We start from the raw sequence: 18,230 nt of genomic DNA on the forward strand, positions 1-18,230 counted from the left end.
CAATCTCAGATTTTCGTAATTGTGCTATACTTTTAAATAGAGAAGCAATAATCAGGGGGAGTTTCATCACAATGAAAAAGCTATGGGCAACATTGAAAACGATGTCTTTTAAAGAAGCCGTCGATTATATTTGGGAATATTATAAATTACATATATTTGCAATTGTATTTGGTGTGTTTATATTGGTATCGATATTAACTACTGTTTTTGAGGAAAAAGAAGAGTTATACCAACTGATGGTAGTAAGCGAAATTTCGTATGAACAAACCGACGAATTTTCGACTCAAATAAATGAACAATATTTTGAAGATTTTCAAGTAGCAACCGATAACATTATTTCTGATGGCGGTTCATTATCTGAACAGTCCTATGAACAGGTGCAAAAATTAGTTGCGCGAATTGCGACTGGTATGATTGACATCATGGTAACAGAGGAAGAATTTGCGGCAGAAATGTTAGAACAAGAAGGATTATTGGATTTTAGCGAAGTTATTGATGTTTCTTTGCTGGAGGAGCATGATGTAGAATTATATAAGTTCGATTCCGAAAAAGTGTACGGTATAAGTACCAATCAATTTGATGTGTTTAATGATATCGAAGCTTTTCAAGATCGAATTCTGATCATACCGGCTAGCTCTAAGAATTTAGATAAAACTACACAATTTTTAGAAAAATTATTAGAATCTTAACATAGAAATCGACAAGTCATATATATGCTTGTCGATTTTTTCTAATAATTGCTAATGTTTAGTAGTACCTAATAAAAAGGTATATCTTATAAATAAGACATATTCAAATAACGAGAGGAGAAATAGATATGAAGTTGGGATTATGCTCTGTAACATTTCGTGACAAAAATCCTGAACAAATTATTGATTTGGCGATGGAAGCAGAATTAGATGGAATTGAATGGGGAGGAGACGTTCATGTTTCACCTGGGGAATATCAAAAAGCAGAGCAAATAGCTGCATTGACAACATCTCGAGGGTTAGAAGTAAGTTCATATGGTTCGTATTACCGTTTAGCAGATCATTCTGGTAATGAGTATGATTTTATCACAGTTTTAGAAACAGCTAAAAGATTGGGAGCACCTGCGATCAGGGTTTGGCCTGGAATGATGGGAAGTAAGGATGCAGATGATAGTTATCGAAAAAAAGTGGTGGTAGATGCAATTAAAATTGCAGATTTAGCAGGAGAAGAAGGGATTAGTGTTCATCTGGAATATCATGATCATACCTTAACAGATACGAAAGAAAGTGCTAGAAGATTAATGGAAGAGATAGCACATCAAAATGTATTCCTTTATTGGCAACCACCTAATCGCGTATCTGTAGAAGAAAGGATTACTAGTATAGAGATGGTTAAGCAATGGATTTCAAATGTTCATATCTTTCATTGGTACTCATTTAATGAACGAATGGATTTAGCGAATGGTGCTAAAGAATGGCAAAACTATTTAGAATCCATTGAAGAAGATGGAAAAGAACGATATGTACTAATGGAGTTTGTAAAAGACGACGACGAACGACAATTCCTAAAAGACGCAAAGACATTGCACGAATTAAAAGCAATGATTAAATAACACATTAGCTACTGGATACTGCTTCTGTTAATGAGTAAAGACATTGTGACAACAGAATTCTTATGGGGAATAGGAAGATACTGTGACATAGCTGAAGTAGTAATTATGAAATTTTATATGTGCTTTGCAACCGCTTCGGCTTGTCCGCTTTCCTTTCCGCGGGTTTTTACCCTAAGCTAACTTTTTAAGCAAAGTACGCTTAAAAAGTGGATCTTAGGGTAAAAACATCCCGCAGGAGTGAAAGCGGACGCCTTCGCTCTATAAGTGCTACAACTGTTGTCACAGCTATCATTTTGATCTTTATATAAGTATTTCGCTTACATGATGCGATAGTAGTCATTATTTAAACTCTTGCATCTATTGTAGAACTGTAATTAGCGTAGGCGTCCGCTTCAACTCCTATGGGACTCGTTTTTCCTGAAGATCCACTTTTCCATGCGGTTTTTGCTTGGAAAAGTTAGCTGAAGGAAAAACCCCATGGAAAGGGGAGCGGACAAGCCGTAGTGGTTGCTAAGCACTCACATCATGTCAAAATTACCACATCAATTATTGCATAGTTTCTTGTTATTACGCAATAATACATATGGTATCGTTTCAGGTTGTTTCTCGTTTGATTAAGGATGTTTCGATATAAACCTTTTTACAAATTTGACGATCATCGCGTATACGTTCCATCATTAGATCAACGGCTGTTTTGCCCATCAATTCTTTTTCAATTCGTATTGTCGTAAGTGCAGGATAAACATATTTGGAAACACTAATATCATTAATACCAACTAAACGAACCTTATTGGGGATATCCACTTTTGATTCATTTAAAGCCTTTAAAGCACCAATTGCAAGTGGGTCGTTAGCAGCTAAAAAACCAATATTAGGTATCGATTGTTTTGAGAGAAACTCTTTCATTAATTGATAACCACTATCTACATTAAAATCGTCTTGTAAAATAAGCTCCTCATCTAATACATTTTTTTCTTTTGCATACCGACGAAAATAATATTCTCGAATATCTTCTGTTGGTGCAATGGTACCTTGTAAGGTTTCTTTACCACCGATAAAACCAATCTTAGCTACTTTCTGTTCTAATAAGTGGTCTATAGCACGGGTGATAACCTGCCTGAAATCTGTTAATACAGCATCACATCCACTATGTTCAAAGTCTGAATCAACTAAGACGATATGAGCACTAATCGCTTTCAATTGCTCAATTTGAATTTTACTAAAACGTCCTACCGCAATAATGCCATCTATGTCAGGTGGGATCTCGTCTATATTGTTTACTGTATATTTTATTAATTGAAGGTGCATTTCTTTGGCTTGATCTTCAATACCGTGACGAATTCCCATATAATACAAATCCGTCAACTCTTCAGACTCTGTCACCCAATGTACAAAAGCAATTCGTCGTGTTATTTTTTTTCGGTTACTCTTTTTTTGATAGGACATCGATTCAGCGATTTCAAATATTCGTTTTTTTGTTATTTCGCCCACTGATAGGGTGGGATCATAGTTTAATACTCTAGACACCGTAGCGATAGATACGCCAGCTGCTTTTGCTATATCTTTTATTGTTGCCATTTATTTCACCATCCATTAAGTAAAATAAGTAAAATTTAACTTGATTATTTTTACTGTTTATTTTATTATACTACATAAGTAAGTAAAATACGAAATGAGAAAATGTATTCGATTTCAATATTAGGAGGTATTAAGTTGATGTTTAACAAAACAAAACAAACCTACACACCGCCAAAAAATGGCTATCCAGAGTGGAATAACAATCCAGAGATATTTGAATGGAACCGTATGCCTCAACATGCTTTAGCAATTCCTTATCAAAATCGAGAACAAGCTCTTAGTTATAAGAATGAAAAGTCACCATTTGTCAAAAGTTTAAATGGTAAATGGAAATTTCATTTTTCGAAGAACCCAGACGGGCGGATCAAGGATTTCTATCAAAATGACTTTGATGTATCGAAGTGGGAACAAATAAATGTACCAGCCCACTGGCAGTTGGAAGGCTATGACTATCCTCAATATGTCAATACGAGATACCCTTGGATTGAACATGAGGAAATTGAAGCACCATTTGCTCCAACAAATTACAACCCTGTTGGACAATATGTGACAACTTTTGATCTTCCGGATTCTTGGGAAGAGAAGCCTGTTATTTTACATTTTGCAGGTGTGGAAGCGGCTTTCTATGTTTGGCTTAATGGAGAATTAGTTGGTTATAGTGAAGATACCTTTACCCCAGCAGAATTCAATCTTACGCCGTATTTACAAAAAGGTGAGAATAAATTAGCTGTTGAAGTATACCGTTGGGCAGACGCTAGTTGGCTAGAAGATCAGGATTTTTGGAGAATGAGCGGGATCTTTCGTGACGTCTATGCCTATGCATTACCAGACTTACATCTATATGATCACCGTATTCGTACTTCATTTGATCAAAATTATCAGGATGCAAGCCTTGAAGTACAAGCACATGTGCTTAATTATTTTCAAAAATCTCTTCCTACAAGTCAACTGGAAATAGAATTGTTGTCAGCTGATAATAAGACCGTAAGCAAGCAAACGATTGAATTAGACTTGGATCAAAAAGAGTCTTCAACGGCTACAATTACAACAAATATTAAAAAACCTTTTCAGTGGAGTGCGGAAAATCCTTATTTATATACGGTCGTTATGACGCTAAAAGGTGAAGATGGTCAAGTTTTCGAAGTGTTTGCGACAAAAGTAGGGTTCCGTCAGTTTGAAATGATCGATAACATTATGCATATTAATGGCAAACGAATTGTTTTTAAAGGTGTAAACCGCCATGAATTCACTGCTGATAAAGGTCGTGCTGTTACGGAACAAGATATGATTGAAGATATTGTGCTTATGAAGAAATATAATATCAATGCCGTTCGTACTTCTCATTACCCAAATCATCCTAAATGGTATGACTTATGTGACCAATATGGATTGTACGTAATTGATGAAACAAACTTGGAGACACACGGAACATGGGAATATGGACAGCAAAATTTAGAAGATTCGTTGCCTGGTAGTAAGCCAGAATGGACAGAAAATGTGTTGGATCGTTGTAAATCAATGTATGAACGTGATAAGAATCATCCTTCCATTATCATTTGGTCATTAGGAAATGAATCATTTGGTGGTGATAATTTCGTGAAGATGCATGACTATTTTGCGAAAGAAGATCCAACTCGCCTTGTCCATTATGAAGGTGTTTTCCATTATCGACCATCTGATCATGCGTCAGATATGGAATCAACCATGTATCGAAGTCCACAAGAGTTAGAGTTTTATGCGACGCAACCTGGTGATAAAAAACCATATATATTATGTGAATACTCACATTCAATGGGGAATTCAACAGGGAATTTAGATAAATATACTAAGCTTTTTGATCAATATCCATCATTACAAGGTGGGTTTATATGGGATTGGAAAGATCAAGCACTTCGTCATCAGACGGATGATGGTACAGAGTTTTTAGCGTATGGTGGCGACTTTGGAGAGTCACCACATGATGGCAATTTTGCAGGTGATGGTCTGATATTCGCAGATGGATCCGTATCGCCTAAATTGCTAGAGGTTAAAGCCTGCTATCGTAATATCGATTTTGAAGAACAAGACCTAGAAAAAGGTGTATTTAAAATTATCAATAAGCACCTTTTCCAAACCTTAGAGGACTATAAATTAGTATGGACCGTTGAAGAGAACGGCGAAGTTATCGAATCTGGGGTCCAATTATTAGATGCAGCACCACAAAAAGAACAGATCGTAACTTTAGCTTACCAAAATGATAAATTCGATCCATCTAAGGAACAAGTGATTACATTACAAATCGTCTATGAAAACCTTCCGTTTTGGGCTAAACCTGATCATGAGGTGGCATTTGAACAATTCTTTATCCCTGCAATATCGAAAAGTAATGCGACTAAAGGTACGATAAGTGTAAACGAACAGTCAAATGCTTATCAGATAACAGGAGAAGATTTTAGCGTTTCTTTTGATCAAACTACATGTGATTTGACATCTTATCTTGTCAAAGGAGTAGAATTAATAAAAAGTCCGATGGTTCCTAATTATTGGAGAGCTATGACCGATAATGATCGTGGTGCTAAAGTAGATGAAAAGAGCAGTGAGTGGCGTAAGGCTAGTCTTGAACGAACATTAATCGACCTTCATATCGAGCAGTTGGAGAATATAATAGTTGTTGAAGCATTTTATCAATTACCGACAACATCAGCTTCAATGGCAACCATACGTTATACGATCCATGCTTCAGGTAAGATCGAGGTGGAAAATATGCTACAGCCAGGAAAAAGTTTATCAGATATTCCAGAAATAGGAATGAGATTTGAATTGGCAGATTCATTTGACCGTTTGGAATGGTATGGAAAAGGACCACATGAAACGTATTGGGATCGACAAAAAAGTGGTAAAGTTGCGAAACATGAAGGAAAAGTTTCAGAACAGCTGCAACCTTATTTAAAACCACAAGAGAGTGGAAATAAAAGTGGTGTTCGTTGGATGAAAATTACCGACAATCAAGGCAATGGTATCCAAATAACTGGAGATCCAACCATTGAAGTGAATGCACTAGCCTACACACCTTTTGAACTTGAAGAAGCCAGTCATCATTACAAATTACCTGTCTCTGATAAGGTCTCCGTAAGAGTCAACGGATGGCAAATGGGTGTTGGCGGTGATGATAGTTGGGGGCAACAAACACACCCAGAATATCGTTTATTCGCAAACCAAAACTATGTCTATCGTTTCACGCTGGAAGGATTATCGTAATAACTTTGTAATTAAAGATAATTAAGCGTATAATAGAGGTATAACCCATGAAAGGGAGTGCCGAATGGCTTATTTTAATAACCAAAAAGAACCTGTAGAAAGCGTAGAAACAAATGTCTGGTCTTGTGTGAGTGATGATTGCCAAGGATGGATGCGAGAAAATTATTCGTTTGAAAAAGAACCAGCCTGCCCAATCTGTCATTCTGAAATGAAAAAAGAGGTACGAGTGATACCAGAGATGAAATAGAGGGTAAAATAAAACTGCTTTTCTCCTAATATAAGGAGAGAAGCAGTTTCTTTTGTTAGTGAAGGAAGTAAATTAACAATGTAGTAACTCATACAATCTACCATGTATAAAAAAATTCAGCACTACTTAATATTACAAGTGGAATTTAAAGTAGAAGAATTGAGTACGGTACACTTTATGCAGAAACCGTTTTCCTTTCATTTGCATATTAAAGGATATTTTTTTGAAATAATACTTGATTTTGTAAACTCACCGTAATATAATGTAATCAGAAAACGGATACATTACGCTGCAGCGGAAATTTTTGTATCTTTTTTTAGGAAATAAGGAAACCGTTTTCGTGATTTGGCAAGAAAATAAGATGTATCTTTGAAAGAAAAGTTATTGGAACCGCAATTGTCAAAGGTTGTAGTAGTAAGTGTTTTATCAACTTAAAAATCATGGGGGTTAGTAATGATGAAAAAATGGTTAATGTTAATTATATTTTCTTTTGTAGTTTTTTCTTTAGTTGCTTGTAGTGACGATAGTGACAGTGCAAGTAGTGATGATGGTGGAGATGATAGTAATGGAGAGAGTACAAGTACTGATAATGGCGAAGCTGATAGTGGTGAAACTGTAGCTTTAGATTTTTGGATTTTTGGTAGCACAGGCTATCAAGAGTTAGTAGATGAGTATATGGAAGAAAATCCAAATGTGGAAATCACCATCAATGAAGGTGAAATGAATGATATGCACAACAACTTGTTTACATCCATTTCTGCAGGAAGCGGTGCACCTGATATTGCTCAGATAGAAATCAGTCAAGTTGAAAAATTTCTGGAAGCATCTGATCAGTTTTATAATTTAAATGACTACGGTGCAAATGATGTTTCTGGTAATTTCCTTGATTGGAAATGGGCACAAGCTCAAAATGTAGATGGATCTTTCCAAATTGGTTTACCAACTGATATTGGTCCAACCACAATGTTCTATCGTACAGATGTAATGGAAGAAGCTGGTCTTCCAACAGATCGTGAAGAACTAGCAGCTGAAATTGATACTTGGGATGCTTACTATGAAGCAGCTAAAACAGTTAATGCTGAAACAGGTAAGTTTATTGCAGATACACCAAAACTTGTATTTAATGCATTAAGAGATCAAGAAGATCAACAATATTTTAATGAAGATAACGAGCTGATCATAGAAGAAACTGTAAAAGAAGCATATGACTACACGACAAAAATGATTCAAGAAGGCTTAGTTGGACAAAATGAACTTTGGACACCAGAGTGGGGAACTGCAATGGCTGAAGGTACTTATGCCACATTGCCGGGTGCTCCTGGTTGGATGGTTGCTAATGTAAAAGGTAATGCACCAGATGCTTCCGGATTATGGGATATTGCATCTATTCCTGAAGGTGCTGGTAACTGGGGCGGTTCTTTCTTAACTATCCCAGCAGAATCAGAATATCCGCAAGAAGCATTTGATTTCATTTCATGGTTAACAGCACCTGAACAACAGTTGAGATCATTTGAAATTGCTGGGTTGTTCCCATCTACACCAGATGTATATGAGAATGAAGAATTTTTAGCAACTTCTGATGAATACTTTAGTGGTGCTCCGACTGCACAGATTTTTGCTGAAGCTGCACAAGCAGTAGAAACAGTACACATGGGTGTGAATTATGCAGTTGTTGATACAGAGTTGTCAACCGCACTTACAAATGTCGCGGTAGACGGAGCTGATCCGCAAGATGAATGGGATGCAGCAGTAGAACGTATAAATTCACAGTTAGAAAGACAATAAGGATGATATGCAAACGGTCTATGGAATCGATTCATAGACCGTTTGAAATCAATGAAGGGAGAGATTATGATGGCTCAAACGGAAACGACGTTAACCACCAAAAAAAAATCATCCTTAAGTGAGAAAACAAAAGAAGCCATTTCTGCTTACATATACATTTCACCATTTTTTATATTATTTGGGATATTTGGGCTATTTCCAATTTTATTTAGTTTTTATTTAGGGTTTCAAAAATGGAATGGTTTAGGTGAAATGGAATTTGTAGGCTTGCAAAATTTCAAATGGATATTAACTGATCAGATATTTTGGACTTCCTTATCTAACACATTAATTATGTGGGTGTTAGGAACGATCCCACAATTAATAATTGGTATCATTTTGGCATATGCCCTAAATTCGGCACTGATTAAGATGAAAAGTCTTTTCAGAGTAGCGATTTTTATGCCGTATGTAACCTCGACTGTTGCGGTTGCGATTGTTTTTGGGATTATGTTTAATAATCAGGATTTTGGGCTGTTTAATGTTATTTTAGGCTGGTTTGGATTTGATTCAGTTAGTTGGGGAACTTCCTGGTGGGGGGTTAAAATAGCCATTTCTACTATGGTATTTTGGCGTTGGGTTGGTTACAACACGATTATTTACCTTGCAGGACTTCAAGCTATACCAAACGAATTGTATGAAGCATCACAGATTGACGGAGCTACGATACGTCAGAAAATACAGTATATAACCATTCCGATGCTACGCCCGATCATTATATTGACTGTATTCACTTCAACTATTGGTGCTTTGCAATTGTTTACAGAGCCGTTAATTTATATTGGTCGGTCATTCAGAGAAGAAGGTATAACCGTTGTTTTATATTTATATCGTGAAGCATTTACGAATTTATCATTTGGTCCAGCTTCCGCAGCTGCGATTATCTTATTTATTATAATAATTATAATATCGTCTATTAACGTATTCATTGCAAATCGGATAGGACGATAAGGAGGGTTAGCAAATGAGTGAAAAAACAGGATCTAAAAAGGTTTCAATTTCTAAGTTGTTTGTCTATTTATTACTTGTAATTGCTGCCTTTCTATCAATCTTTCCATTGTATTGGATGTTTGTAATGGCTACAAACCATAATAGTGTCATTAATAGTGTGCCACCGGCGTTTATTCCCGGTTCGGAATTAGTTACTAATTTTACAAATGTGGTCAATACAATCGATTTTTTTGGTGCAATTTGGAATTCCTTAATTGTATCTGTTGTAACAACAATAGGTGTGTTATTTTTATGTTCTTTAGCAGGTTTTGCTTTCGCTAAATTTGAGTTCAAAGGAAAAAATTTCTTGTTTGTGGCGATTCTTGTTACGATGATGATACCTCCACAACTTGGGTTAATTCCACAGTATTTCATCATAACTCAATTAGACTGGCTAAATGATTTAAAAGCGATAATAGTACCAGGCTTGATAGATGCTTTTGGTATATTTTGGATGAGGCAATATATAAGTAGTAATGTTCCCGATGAACTCGTAGATGCTGCCAAAATCGATGGGTGTTCTAACTTTAGAGTATATTGGAATATTGCAGTTCCTGTTATTATACCGGCTTTTGCTACATTAGCGATTATTAAGTTTATGTATATTTGGAACGATTTTTTATGGCCACTTGTAGTTTTACGAGAAGAGTCTTCTTTTACGATTCAGGTTGCTTTACGTGGTTTGATTGATAACTATGTACGTGATAATGGCATGATTTTATCCGGAACATTTTGGGCTACCGTCCCATTAATAATTATCTTCCTGTTATTAAATCGTTTATTTATTCAAAGTTTAACAGAAGGTGCAGTAAAGAGTTAAAAATTTTAATTTTTGATTAATAGAGGGATTCTCATGAAGTTGACAATCAAAGAGATTGCAAAAATGGCGGGTGTTTCACCAGGAACTGTTTCTAAAGTAATTAATAAAACAGGAAGCATTAGTTCAGAGACTGCTAAAAAAATAAATAAAATAATTGTAGAAACAGGATATAAACCTAGTTTTTCGGCCAGATCTTTGGCAACGAAAAAATCTAATTTGATTGGTTTAATTTTCCATGTGGAATTTAGCCATCCCTTTTTTAACGATGTAGTGAATTCATTTAAAACGGCGATCGGAAAACTAGGTTACGATATTCTGGTCTTTTCTGATAAAAATTTTAGTGGCAATAAAGAAGATTATGTAGCAAGGTGCAAACATTTTCAATTAGATGGTTGTGTAATTATCTCTGGAGAAAAGTTGGAACCACCTCTCGATGAATTGGATCAGAGTGATATTCCGTGTGTAGGTATTGACATCGAACTAAAAGGTCCAAGATCAAGTTATGTATCTACAGATAATAACAAAGTTTCTGCAAAAGTAGTTGAATACCTTTATCTGAATTCGATTAAAGAAGTAGCTTTCATTGGCGGACCTAGTGATTCGATTATATCTAATATTAGAAAAAATGCATTTATTCATTTTGTCGAACTTTTTGGAATGGTTAAAAGAAATAATTGGATTCAATATGGTGACTATTTTGAAGAAAGTGGTTATACAGCGATGAAAAGAATTCTGGCATCTGCTCCCTATCCACAAGCTGTTTATACAGCTTCCGATATGATGGCATTTGGTGCACTAAAAGCAATAAAAGAAGAAGGAATTCGTGTACCAGAAGATATAAAAATCATCGGGTGTGATGATATCGAAGCTACCCGCTACAGTAATCCACCTCTTGCAACTGTCAAGCAAGATAAAGAAAAAATGGGAAAATTAGCAGCATACATGCTACATGATTTAATATCTGATAGTGCAGAGCCAGGTTCTATATTAGTCGATCCACAATTAATGATACGAGAATCATGTGTTATTGAAACGGAGATAACTATTCCCACATGAAGGTGATATTATGAAAAAGTCAGAAACTACGCTTTTCTGAGTACCTGATAGCTTTGCCCGCTTTGAGTAGAATCATTTTTATATGAAGAATATATAGAATCATTTTTAATAGGCTGTCAAGTAATTACCTTGACAGCCTATCTTCATAATGCGTTTTTTTATAAGGAAGGAAAGCATATAACCCTTGGTATAAACGCATTTGTGATCAGAGTAGCCATTTTGAAATAAAGCGTACAGGAAACCGCCGCTGCGGCTGTCCTCTTCCCTTTTACCACGGGCACAAGTGCAACATCTACTCAAGCAAGCTTTCGTAGTGTTTTCTATGCAGTAGCGTCTTCCCTTAAGCTAACTTTTGTAAAGTGAACTTCTTTACAAAAGTTAGCTAAAGACACGCCCCCTGGAAAGCGAAGTGGGCAAGCCGAAGCGGGTGTTAAAACTATTATCCATTTCAAAATTACCACTAAAAGGACCGGTGGGCTTTCCAGGTTTTTCTTAAACCATTAAAGAACATACATTCTTGTTTTGTTAGAAAAGAGGAACCACATATGTTAAATACACTTATTTCTAAAATGAAAAAAATAAATTTTCCTAAACGTACACTTCGGGACTTAAATATTGGAAAGAAATATGGTCTGACATTATCTGTCGTATTTATTTTATTTGCTATTTCGACAGCTATCGTCTTAATGCTTATGAATAATACGGAAGAAGATATCTCGAATTTAGAAAAAACAGGAAATAAAGCAATGGAAATAACAGAATTAGGTTCAATCATACAGTCAAAAGGAATTAGTGTTGTGACTTTTGTACAAGAAGGTCATCAACAATTTATTGATGAATATCAAACTCAACAACAGGAATTTGATACACTGGCAGACAATTTAAAAAAATCAATGAAAACAGACAAACAGACTGAATTGTTAGAAAGTGTAATAGCAAACGATGAGCAAATCAATCAATTATTCTTAACGGATATTATGGAAGAAAGAACTTCAGGTAATCAAACAAATACAGAGAGCTTCGCCACTCAAATTAGAAATTTACGCAATGAGTCTCTTTTTTTATTGGAAGAGATCAAAAAAACGTTAATAGAAGAGCAAGCTGTATCGGTTTCGCAAACCAAAGAAAATCAGCAAGCTACGACCGTTGTTTTACTTTTATCGATGATGATATCTATAGTGATCGGTGGGCTACTCGTATATTTTATTAGTCGTTTAATCTCCAGTAATCTTAATAGGTTAGTTACAGTAAGCAATAGTATCTCAGAGGGTAATCTAGAAGTGGCAACGATAAGTTATGAAGGAAAAGATGAAATTGGTCGACTTGCACTGGCTATAAATACAATGAGTCAAAATTTAAGAGATATTATTCAGCAAATTTCTAAAGTTTCTGACACTGTACGCGAAAAAAGTGGAGAACTAACGCAATCTTCTCTTGAAGTAAAAGCAGGTTCTCAACAAGTTTCTGCAACCATGCAGGAATTATCATCAGGTGCTGAGACACAAGTGAATAACACGAGTGCTTTATCTTCTTCCATGGCTACCTTTATCGAAAAGATCCAAGAGATTAGTGCAAGTGGTGAACAGATTAATCATTCTTCTAACGATGTACTTAAAATTACGGAAAAAGGTGGACAGTTGATGGAAGCATCTGTACACCAAATGAGCCTCATTGACCAAATAGTTAAACAATCCGTCGAAAAAGTACATGGTTTAGATACGAAATCGCAAGAAATCTCTCAATTAATTTCTGTCATAAAAGATATCGCAGAGCAAACTAATTTATTAGCACTCAATGCCTCTATTGAAGCTGCACGGGCAGGAGAACATGGACGAGGATTTGCAGTAGTAGCTGATGAAGTTAGAAAACTAGCTGAGCAGGTATCTGTTTCGGTTGCAGACATTACGAACATTGTTGGCGATATCCAACAAGAGTCCACAGGGGTCGCGAATTCGTTACAAGGTGGTTATGAAGAAGTCGAAAAAGGGACAAAGCAAATAAAAAATACTGGTAAAACATTTTCAGAAATTAACCAGTCGATGAAACAAATGGTGGCAAATTTTAAAACAGTAACAGGGAATATTGCATCTATGTCAGCAAATAGTCAGAATATGAGTGGTGCCGTTACAGAAATAGCTACTGTTTCTGAAGAAGCGGCTGCCGGTATTGAACAGTCATCAGCTTCATCTCAACAGACGAATAGTTCGATGGAAGAGGTTGCGACTAATGCAGAAGAACTTTCCAGAATAGCAGAAGAATTGAACACATTAGTTAGTCAGTTTAGGTATTAAATTTGATAATAACAGTTTGATAGAAAGTGGTGGCAATTGAAATGAATTCTATACTTGAGGCGCGCCATCTAGGAAAATTCTTTGGTAAAGGTAGTAACAAAGTACAAGTGTTGAAAGACATTAATCTTACAATGAGTGAAGGTAGTTTAACTGTTTTAAGGGGAAGGTCAGGTTCAGGGAAAACGACATTATTAAATCTATTTTGTGCTTTGGATAAACCTTCAGAAGGTGACATCTTTTTTCAAAATAAGCAAATAAGTCAGTATACAGAAAAGCAAAGCTCTGAGTTAAGAAGGATGTATATTGGTATTATTTTTCAATCATATGGTTTAGTACCGCTGTTGACTGTAGAAGAGAATATTGAATTTGGTCTTAGAATTACAGATGTGCCAAGGAAAGAATGGAAAAAACGAGTTGATCAATCGATTGATCTGGTTGGACTTAATAAAAGGAGCAAACATCGTCCGTCTGAATTATCTGGTGGTGAGCAACAAAGGGTAGCGATTGCGAGAGCGATAGCACCCAAGCCACCCTTAATTTTAGCGGATGAGCCAACAGCAGAGTTAGATTCGAATATGGCATTACGAATCATCAATGTATTTCAGGAATTAACCCAAAACGATAAAATGTCAATTTTAATGACCACACATGATCCGGCAATCCTGGAAATAATCGATAATGTTTATGCACTGGAGGATGGGCAACTTGCAGACGATAAAAAAGAAAAACATACGTAGTCAGATTTTTTCATTCGTTTTAATGGCAATGCTTCTACCATTAACAGCTTGTTCGCTTTTTCCCAAGGAAGAGCAAGTAATTGCTCCTCCCTTAGTGGAGCCTGCGGAAGTAAATTACGACGTAGCAGAAGTTAAAAGAGGGACGATTGAAAAAAAATTAACTGGTACAGCGACTTTTAAACCAAATAGTAGTGAGAATTTATTTTACCAGCAATCAGGTGGACGTCTTGAAAAAGTACATGTGGCGGAGTCGGATGTAGTTAAGAAAGGGGATTCTTTGATCGAAGTCAACAGTGGTAACTTGAAAAGTGACATTCGACAATTAGAAATTGACTATAAAAAAGCAGATTTACGAGTTCAACAGTTAGAGCATCAGAAATCTGATGAATTTTCGATAGAAATAGCGGAATTAGATAAACAAGGTTTAGCACACCGCCTTTCCCAGTTAAGGGAACAATTGGCTGATTCTAAAATTGTTGCTCCAATGGATGGCATTGTTACTTTTGTGACAGATAAAGGTATTGGAGAGAATATCGAAGCATTCGAATCCGTTGTACGAGTGGCGGATACAGCAAATTTACAACTTATTTATTCGGCGATGAATACAAGTGAACTCGAAGAAATAGAAATCGGCATGAGTGTAAACGTTACCATTGATGGAGAAACAATACAAGGTGAAGTAGCTCAAACACCTGATGACATTCCAGAGGATATTTCAGAAACAGATTCAGATTTGTATAATAGATCACTTTTAATTGATGTAGAAATGGAATCGAAAGAAGTAGAAGTTGGTGAAAGTGCAGAAATTGAAATAGTTATCGCTAAAAAAGAGGATACATTATTTATCCCTAAAAATGGTTTAAGAACGTCTGGAGCTAGAAATTATGTGCAAATCCTGGTTGATAATACCAAAAGAGAGATAGATGTTGCAACAGGTATTATTTCAAAAACAGAAGTAGAAATAAGGAAAGGATTAGAAGAGGGAGACGAAGTTATTCTTAAATAGAGGAGGGATTAAGCTATGGCAACCATCAAAATTATTATCAGAAAAATGCTCAAAAATCGCTGGCTCACGATTAGCTTATTCCTCGGTTTGCTGATTACGGTGTCACTCGTTTCCAGTATACCAACCTATACTTCCGGTGTACTTCATAAATTGTTGGTAGGAGAATTGGAAGATTATAAAATAGAAAAGCAAGAGTATCCAGGAGAATTTACTTTTTCAGTAAATTATTCGAAAGATGAGGATATTAATCGCCTGTCTACTTTGAATAGAATTGAGAAATTCAACCAACAAATGATAAAGGATACAGGGCTGCCTAAAGTAACGGAAGTCACTATTTTAAGCACTTCACCCCAACGAGTTAGCCTTCAAGGTGAATCACAGGAAAAGAGTGCCCGGATTCTTTCGTTATCAAATATAGAGGATCATATTACAATAACGGATGGGAGAATTCCAATTAGTAAGCAAGTAGAAGGTGTTTATGAGGTTTTGGTTCCTGAGAAGGCGTTGTTAGATAGGGAAATGGTTTTGGGGAACACACTAACAATAGGAGAAGGGGAAACGAAGTACCAAGTACAGCCGGTTGGAACATTTCGTGTGAAAGATACGAATGATCCTTATTGGAGCTTATCACCAAATGCTTATAGTCAAGATTTTATTATTTTAGAGGGATTATTTAAAGACCAACTATTAAAAAATAATGCGGAATTATTAGAAACTAGCAAATTTATCACCGCTTTTGACTATGCTGCTTTTAAAAGTAACGATATACCGCAACTATTAAATCTTGAAAGAAAAGTGAATGCTGAAATAAGTGCAATGATGGAGACGATTATTCTTGTCGACTTTCCTACTCAAAATATTTTGTCATCCTATCTGCAAAAAGGTGAGCAATTAAAAACAATGTTGTGGTCACTAAATGTACCTGTATTAATTATGCTGGGTATCTATTTATTTATGGTATCCCGTTTGATCGTTCAAAGGCAGTTAAATGAAATTGCAGTATTAGCAAGTCGTGGTGCTAATCGAGTGCAAATACTCGTTATTTATTTTATTGAAATAGCGATTTTGGGAGTAATCGCATTTATAATCGGTCCATATATTGGACTGCAATTTTGTAAACTATTAGGGGCAACAAATGGATTTTTAGAATTTGTTAATCGAACCGCCCTTCCAATTGAAATTTTGCCAACATCGTATTTGTATGGATTGATTGCTGTTATCGTCTCTGTTGTGATGGTAATGATACCTGTGTATTTTGCATCCAATCAAAGTATTGTCCATCAAAAACAGACAAATAAAAAAAGAGCTAAGCATTTCAAAGGCTTTACATTGCTAATTGATCTATCGTTAATTGCTTTAGCTATATATGGTTTATTTTCCTTTCAAAAGCGGCAAAAAGCACTAGCTTCCGTGATGCCTGGTGAGGATGTCTACATTGACCCGGTTTTATTTTTTCTTCCTGCATTATTTATTATTGGACTTGGTCTATTTATATTAAGAATATATCCTTTTCTCTTAAAGATAATTTACCGAATAGGAGAGAAGTTTTGGTCAGTTTCTCTATACTCCACTTTCCTGCAAGTAAGTCGTTCGACGAAACAGTATCAATTCTTAATGGTTTTTTTAATAATGACAATCGGTGTTGGTCTATATAGTGCCAGTGCCGCTAGAACGATTAATAATAACTTAGAAGAACAAATTCTTTATCAAAACGGTGCCGATCTACAGCTTGAAATCAGATGGGAGAGCAATGAAATAATAGCAGGTAATCAATCAGTCCCTGCTAATGTCACAATTGAGGAAGAAGAGGAAGTAACAGAAGAAGTAGATACAAAGGAAATTGTCTATAGTGAACCACCATTCGAACCTTATACCCAATTAAACGGTGTCGAACATGCCACAAAGGTTTTTAAAAAAGAGCCTGTACAAGTGGAAGCGAAAGGGAATCAATTATTCTCAACGGAAATGCTAGGTATTGAGCCGAAAGAGTTTGGGCAAACTGCATGGTTTAAGCCTTCATTACTCCCACACCATTGGTATAATTATTTAAATTTACTTGCTAAGGAACCTAGTGCTGTTCTTATTTCATCGTCCGTATCCAACTCACTAGGAGTGAAAGAGGGCGACTATTTAACTATTGAGTGGGATGGGGCGGATCGTGCTGAATTCGTTGTTTATGGGATAATTGATTATTGGCCAACGTTCAATCCTATAGCTGAAACGGAAGATAACAAGAATCCATCATTAATTGTTGCAAATTTAGCTTATATCCAAAATTTAATGGGCTTAGAGCCATATCAAGTTTGGTTAAAAACAACACCAGAAACAACCAGAAATGAATTATATCAATCTATTAAACAAGATAAACTTCCAGTCAGCAATATGAAAGATATTCAGCCCCAGTTGATACAATTAAAAACGAGTGCTTTCTTGCTAGGGATAAACGGGACATTGACACTAGGGTTTATTATCGCAATGATGATTACTTTTATTGGATTTCTGTTATTTTGGATACTTACCATCAAATCTCGTACATTACAATATGGTGTATATCGTGCGATGGGATTCCCAGTCCATAAGTTGGTGGCAATGCTAACCTGGGAGCAACTAATGACTTCTGGTATGGCTTGCTTATTTGGAGTAGCCATTGGTGGCATTACAAGTAGGTTATTTGTACCTCTATTTCAGTTGTCATTTGATCCACAAACGATCGTACCACCTTTTCAAGTGATTTTTGATCCCAGTGATACTTGGAGAATTTATGGTTTTGTAGGGTTTATGCTAGTGGTAGGTTTAATAATCCTAGTTCTGTTGGTGAAAAAGATAAAAATACATCAGGCAATAAAGTTAGGTGAGGACTAA

The 18,230-nt window shown here is 35.8% G+C and carries 13 protein-coding genes; 12 read left to right on the plus strand and 1 reads right to left on the minus strand.

Translation table 11 applies throughout. The annotated features are described in order from the left end of the window. The first annotated feature begins 71 nt into the window (after nucleotides 1-71). Nucleotides 72-689, plus strand: coding sequence for a hypothetical protein (locus BN3107_RS05615; RefSeq protein ID WP_058306642.1), 618 nt, complete (start codon nucleotides 72-74; stop codon nucleotides 687-689). Between the two features lie 128 nt (nucleotides 690-817). Beyond that, a complete protein-coding gene (locus BN3107_RS05620; protein WP_058306643.1) occupies nucleotides 818-1,582 on the plus strand; it encodes a sugar phosphate isomerase/epimerase family protein in 765 nt (254 codons plus the stop codon). Between the two features lie 594 nt (nucleotides 1,583-2,176). Here the strand turns inward: BN3107_RS05620 and BN3107_RS05625 are convergent. Continuing rightward, nucleotides 2,177-3,160: a LacI family DNA-binding transcriptional regulator gene (locus tag BN3107_RS05625; RefSeq protein ID WP_058306644.1), complete on the minus strand. Its 984-nt coding sequence runs from the start codon at nucleotides 3,158-3,160 to the stop codon at nucleotides 2,177-2,179. A 138-nt stretch (nucleotides 3,161-3,298) separates the two neighbouring features. Here BN3107_RS05625 and BN3107_RS05630 point away from each other — a divergent pair, with 138 nt between their 5' ends. From BN3107_RS05630 to BN3107_RS05675, 10 genes are all read left to right on the plus strand, one after another. Then, nucleotides 3,299-6,397, plus strand: a complete 3,099-nt coding sequence (locus tag BN3107_RS05630; protein WP_058306645.1) for a glycoside hydrolase family 2 TIM barrel-domain containing protein — start codon at nucleotides 3,299-3,301, stop codon at nucleotides 6,395-6,397. 64 nt (nucleotides 6,398-6,461) lie between these two features. Continuing rightward, complete coding sequence (locus tag BN3107_RS05635) at nucleotides 6,462-6,644, plus strand: cold-shock protein (RefSeq protein WP_058306646.1); 183 nt, start codon at nucleotides 6,462-6,464, stop codon at nucleotides 6,642-6,644. Between the two features lie 456 nt (nucleotides 6,645-7,100). Further along, nucleotides 7,101-8,429: an extracellular solute-binding protein gene (locus tag BN3107_RS05640; RefSeq protein WP_187371006.1), complete on the plus strand. Its 1,329-nt coding sequence runs from the start codon at nucleotides 7,101-7,103 to the stop codon at nucleotides 8,427-8,429. Nucleotides 8,430-8,495: 66 nt separating this feature from the next. Further along, nucleotides 8,496-9,419 (plus strand): carbohydrate ABC transporter permease, encoded by a 924-nt coding sequence (locus BN3107_RS05645; RefSeq protein WP_392389048.1) that lies wholly within the window; start codon nucleotides 8,496-8,498, stop codon nucleotides 9,417-9,419. A gap of 13 nt (nucleotides 9,420-9,432) precedes the next feature. Then, on the plus strand, nucleotides 9,433-10,278 hold the full coding sequence (locus BN3107_RS05650; RefSeq protein ID WP_058306649.1) for a carbohydrate ABC transporter permease: 846 nt from the start codon (nucleotides 9,433-9,435) through the stop codon (nucleotides 10,276-10,278). A 33-nt stretch (nucleotides 10,279-10,311) separates the two neighbouring features. Continuing rightward, nucleotides 10,312-11,334, plus strand: a complete 1,023-nt coding sequence (locus BN3107_RS05655) for a LacI family DNA-binding transcriptional regulator (RefSeq protein ID WP_058306650.1) — start codon at nucleotides 10,312-10,314, stop codon at nucleotides 11,332-11,334. Nucleotides 11,335-11,879: 545 nt separating this feature from the next. Then, a complete protein-coding gene (locus BN3107_RS05660) occupies nucleotides 11,880-13,625 on the plus strand; it encodes a methyl-accepting chemotaxis protein (protein ID WP_231735256.1) in 1,746 nt (581 codons plus the stop codon). A 41-nt stretch (nucleotides 13,626-13,666) separates the two neighbouring features. Continuing rightward, on the plus strand, nucleotides 13,667-14,362 hold the full coding sequence (locus BN3107_RS05665) for an ABC transporter ATP-binding protein (RefSeq protein ID WP_058306651.1): 696 nt from the start codon (nucleotides 13,667-13,669) through the stop codon (nucleotides 14,360-14,362). Further along, a complete protein-coding gene (locus BN3107_RS05670) occupies nucleotides 14,331-15,368 on the plus strand; it encodes an efflux RND transporter periplasmic adaptor subunit (protein ID WP_058306652.1) in 1,038 nt (345 codons plus the stop codon). Before BN3107_RS05665 ends, BN3107_RS05670 begins: the two co-directional genes overlap by 32 nt. Before the next feature lie 15 nt (nucleotides 15,369-15,383). Then, nucleotides 15,384-18,230, plus strand: a complete 2,847-nt coding sequence (locus BN3107_RS05675) for an ABC transporter permease (RefSeq protein ID WP_058306653.1) — start codon at nucleotides 15,384-15,386, stop codon at nucleotides 18,228-18,230.

This window comes from Gracilibacillus massiliensis (assembly GCF_001458115.1).
GTDB classification, from domain to species: Bacteria; Bacillota; Bacilli; order Bacillales; family Amphibacillaceae; genus Gracilibacillus; species Gracilibacillus massiliensis.

What these genes read in the sequence shown, in the direction of transcription:
- BN3107_RS05615 (WP_058306642.1), top strand. Translation starts at nt 72, where the DNA reads ATGAAAAAGCTATGGGCAACATTGAAAACGATGTCTTTTAAAGAAGCC.
- BN3107_RS05620 (WP_058306643.1), top strand. Translation starts at nt 818, where the DNA reads ATGAAGTTGGGATTATGCTCTGTAACATTTCGTGACAAAAATCCTGAA.
- BN3107_RS05625 (WP_058306644.1), bottom strand. Translation starts at nt 3,160, where the DNA reads ATGGCAACAATAAAAGATATAGCAAAAGCAGCTGGCGTATCTATCGCT.
- BN3107_RS05630 (WP_058306645.1), top strand. Translation starts at nt 3,299, where the DNA reads ATGTTTAACAAAACAAAACAAACCTACACACCGCCAAAAAATGGCTAT.
- BN3107_RS05635 (WP_058306646.1), top strand. Translation starts at nt 6,462, where the DNA reads ATGGCTTATTTTAATAACCAAAAAGAACCTGTAGAAAGCGTAGAAACA.
- BN3107_RS05640 (WP_187371006.1), top strand. Translation starts at nt 7,101, where the DNA reads ATGAAAAAATGGTTAATGTTAATTATATTTTCTTTTGTAGTTTTTTCT.
- BN3107_RS05645 (WP_392389048.1), top strand. Translation starts at nt 8,496, where the DNA reads ATGATGGCTCAAACGGAAACGACGTTAACCACCAAAAAAAAATCATCC.
- BN3107_RS05650 (WP_058306649.1), top strand. Translation starts at nt 9,433, where the DNA reads ATGAGTGAAAAAACAGGATCTAAAAAGGTTTCAATTTCTAAGTTGTTT.
- BN3107_RS05655 (WP_058306650.1), top strand. Translation starts at nt 10,312, where the DNA reads ATGAAGTTGACAATCAAAGAGATTGCAAAAATGGCGGGTGTTTCACCA.
- BN3107_RS05660 (WP_231735256.1), top strand. Translation starts at nt 11,880, where the DNA reads ATGTTAAATACACTTATTTCTAAAATGAAAAAAATAAATTTTCCTAAA.
- BN3107_RS05665 (WP_058306651.1), top strand. Translation starts at nt 13,667, where the DNA reads ATGAATTCTATACTTGAGGCGCGCCATCTAGGAAAATTCTTTGGTAAA.
- BN3107_RS05675 (WP_058306653.1), top strand. Translation starts at nt 15,384, where the DNA reads ATGGCAACCATCAAAATTATTATCAGAAAAATGCTCAAAAATCGCTGG.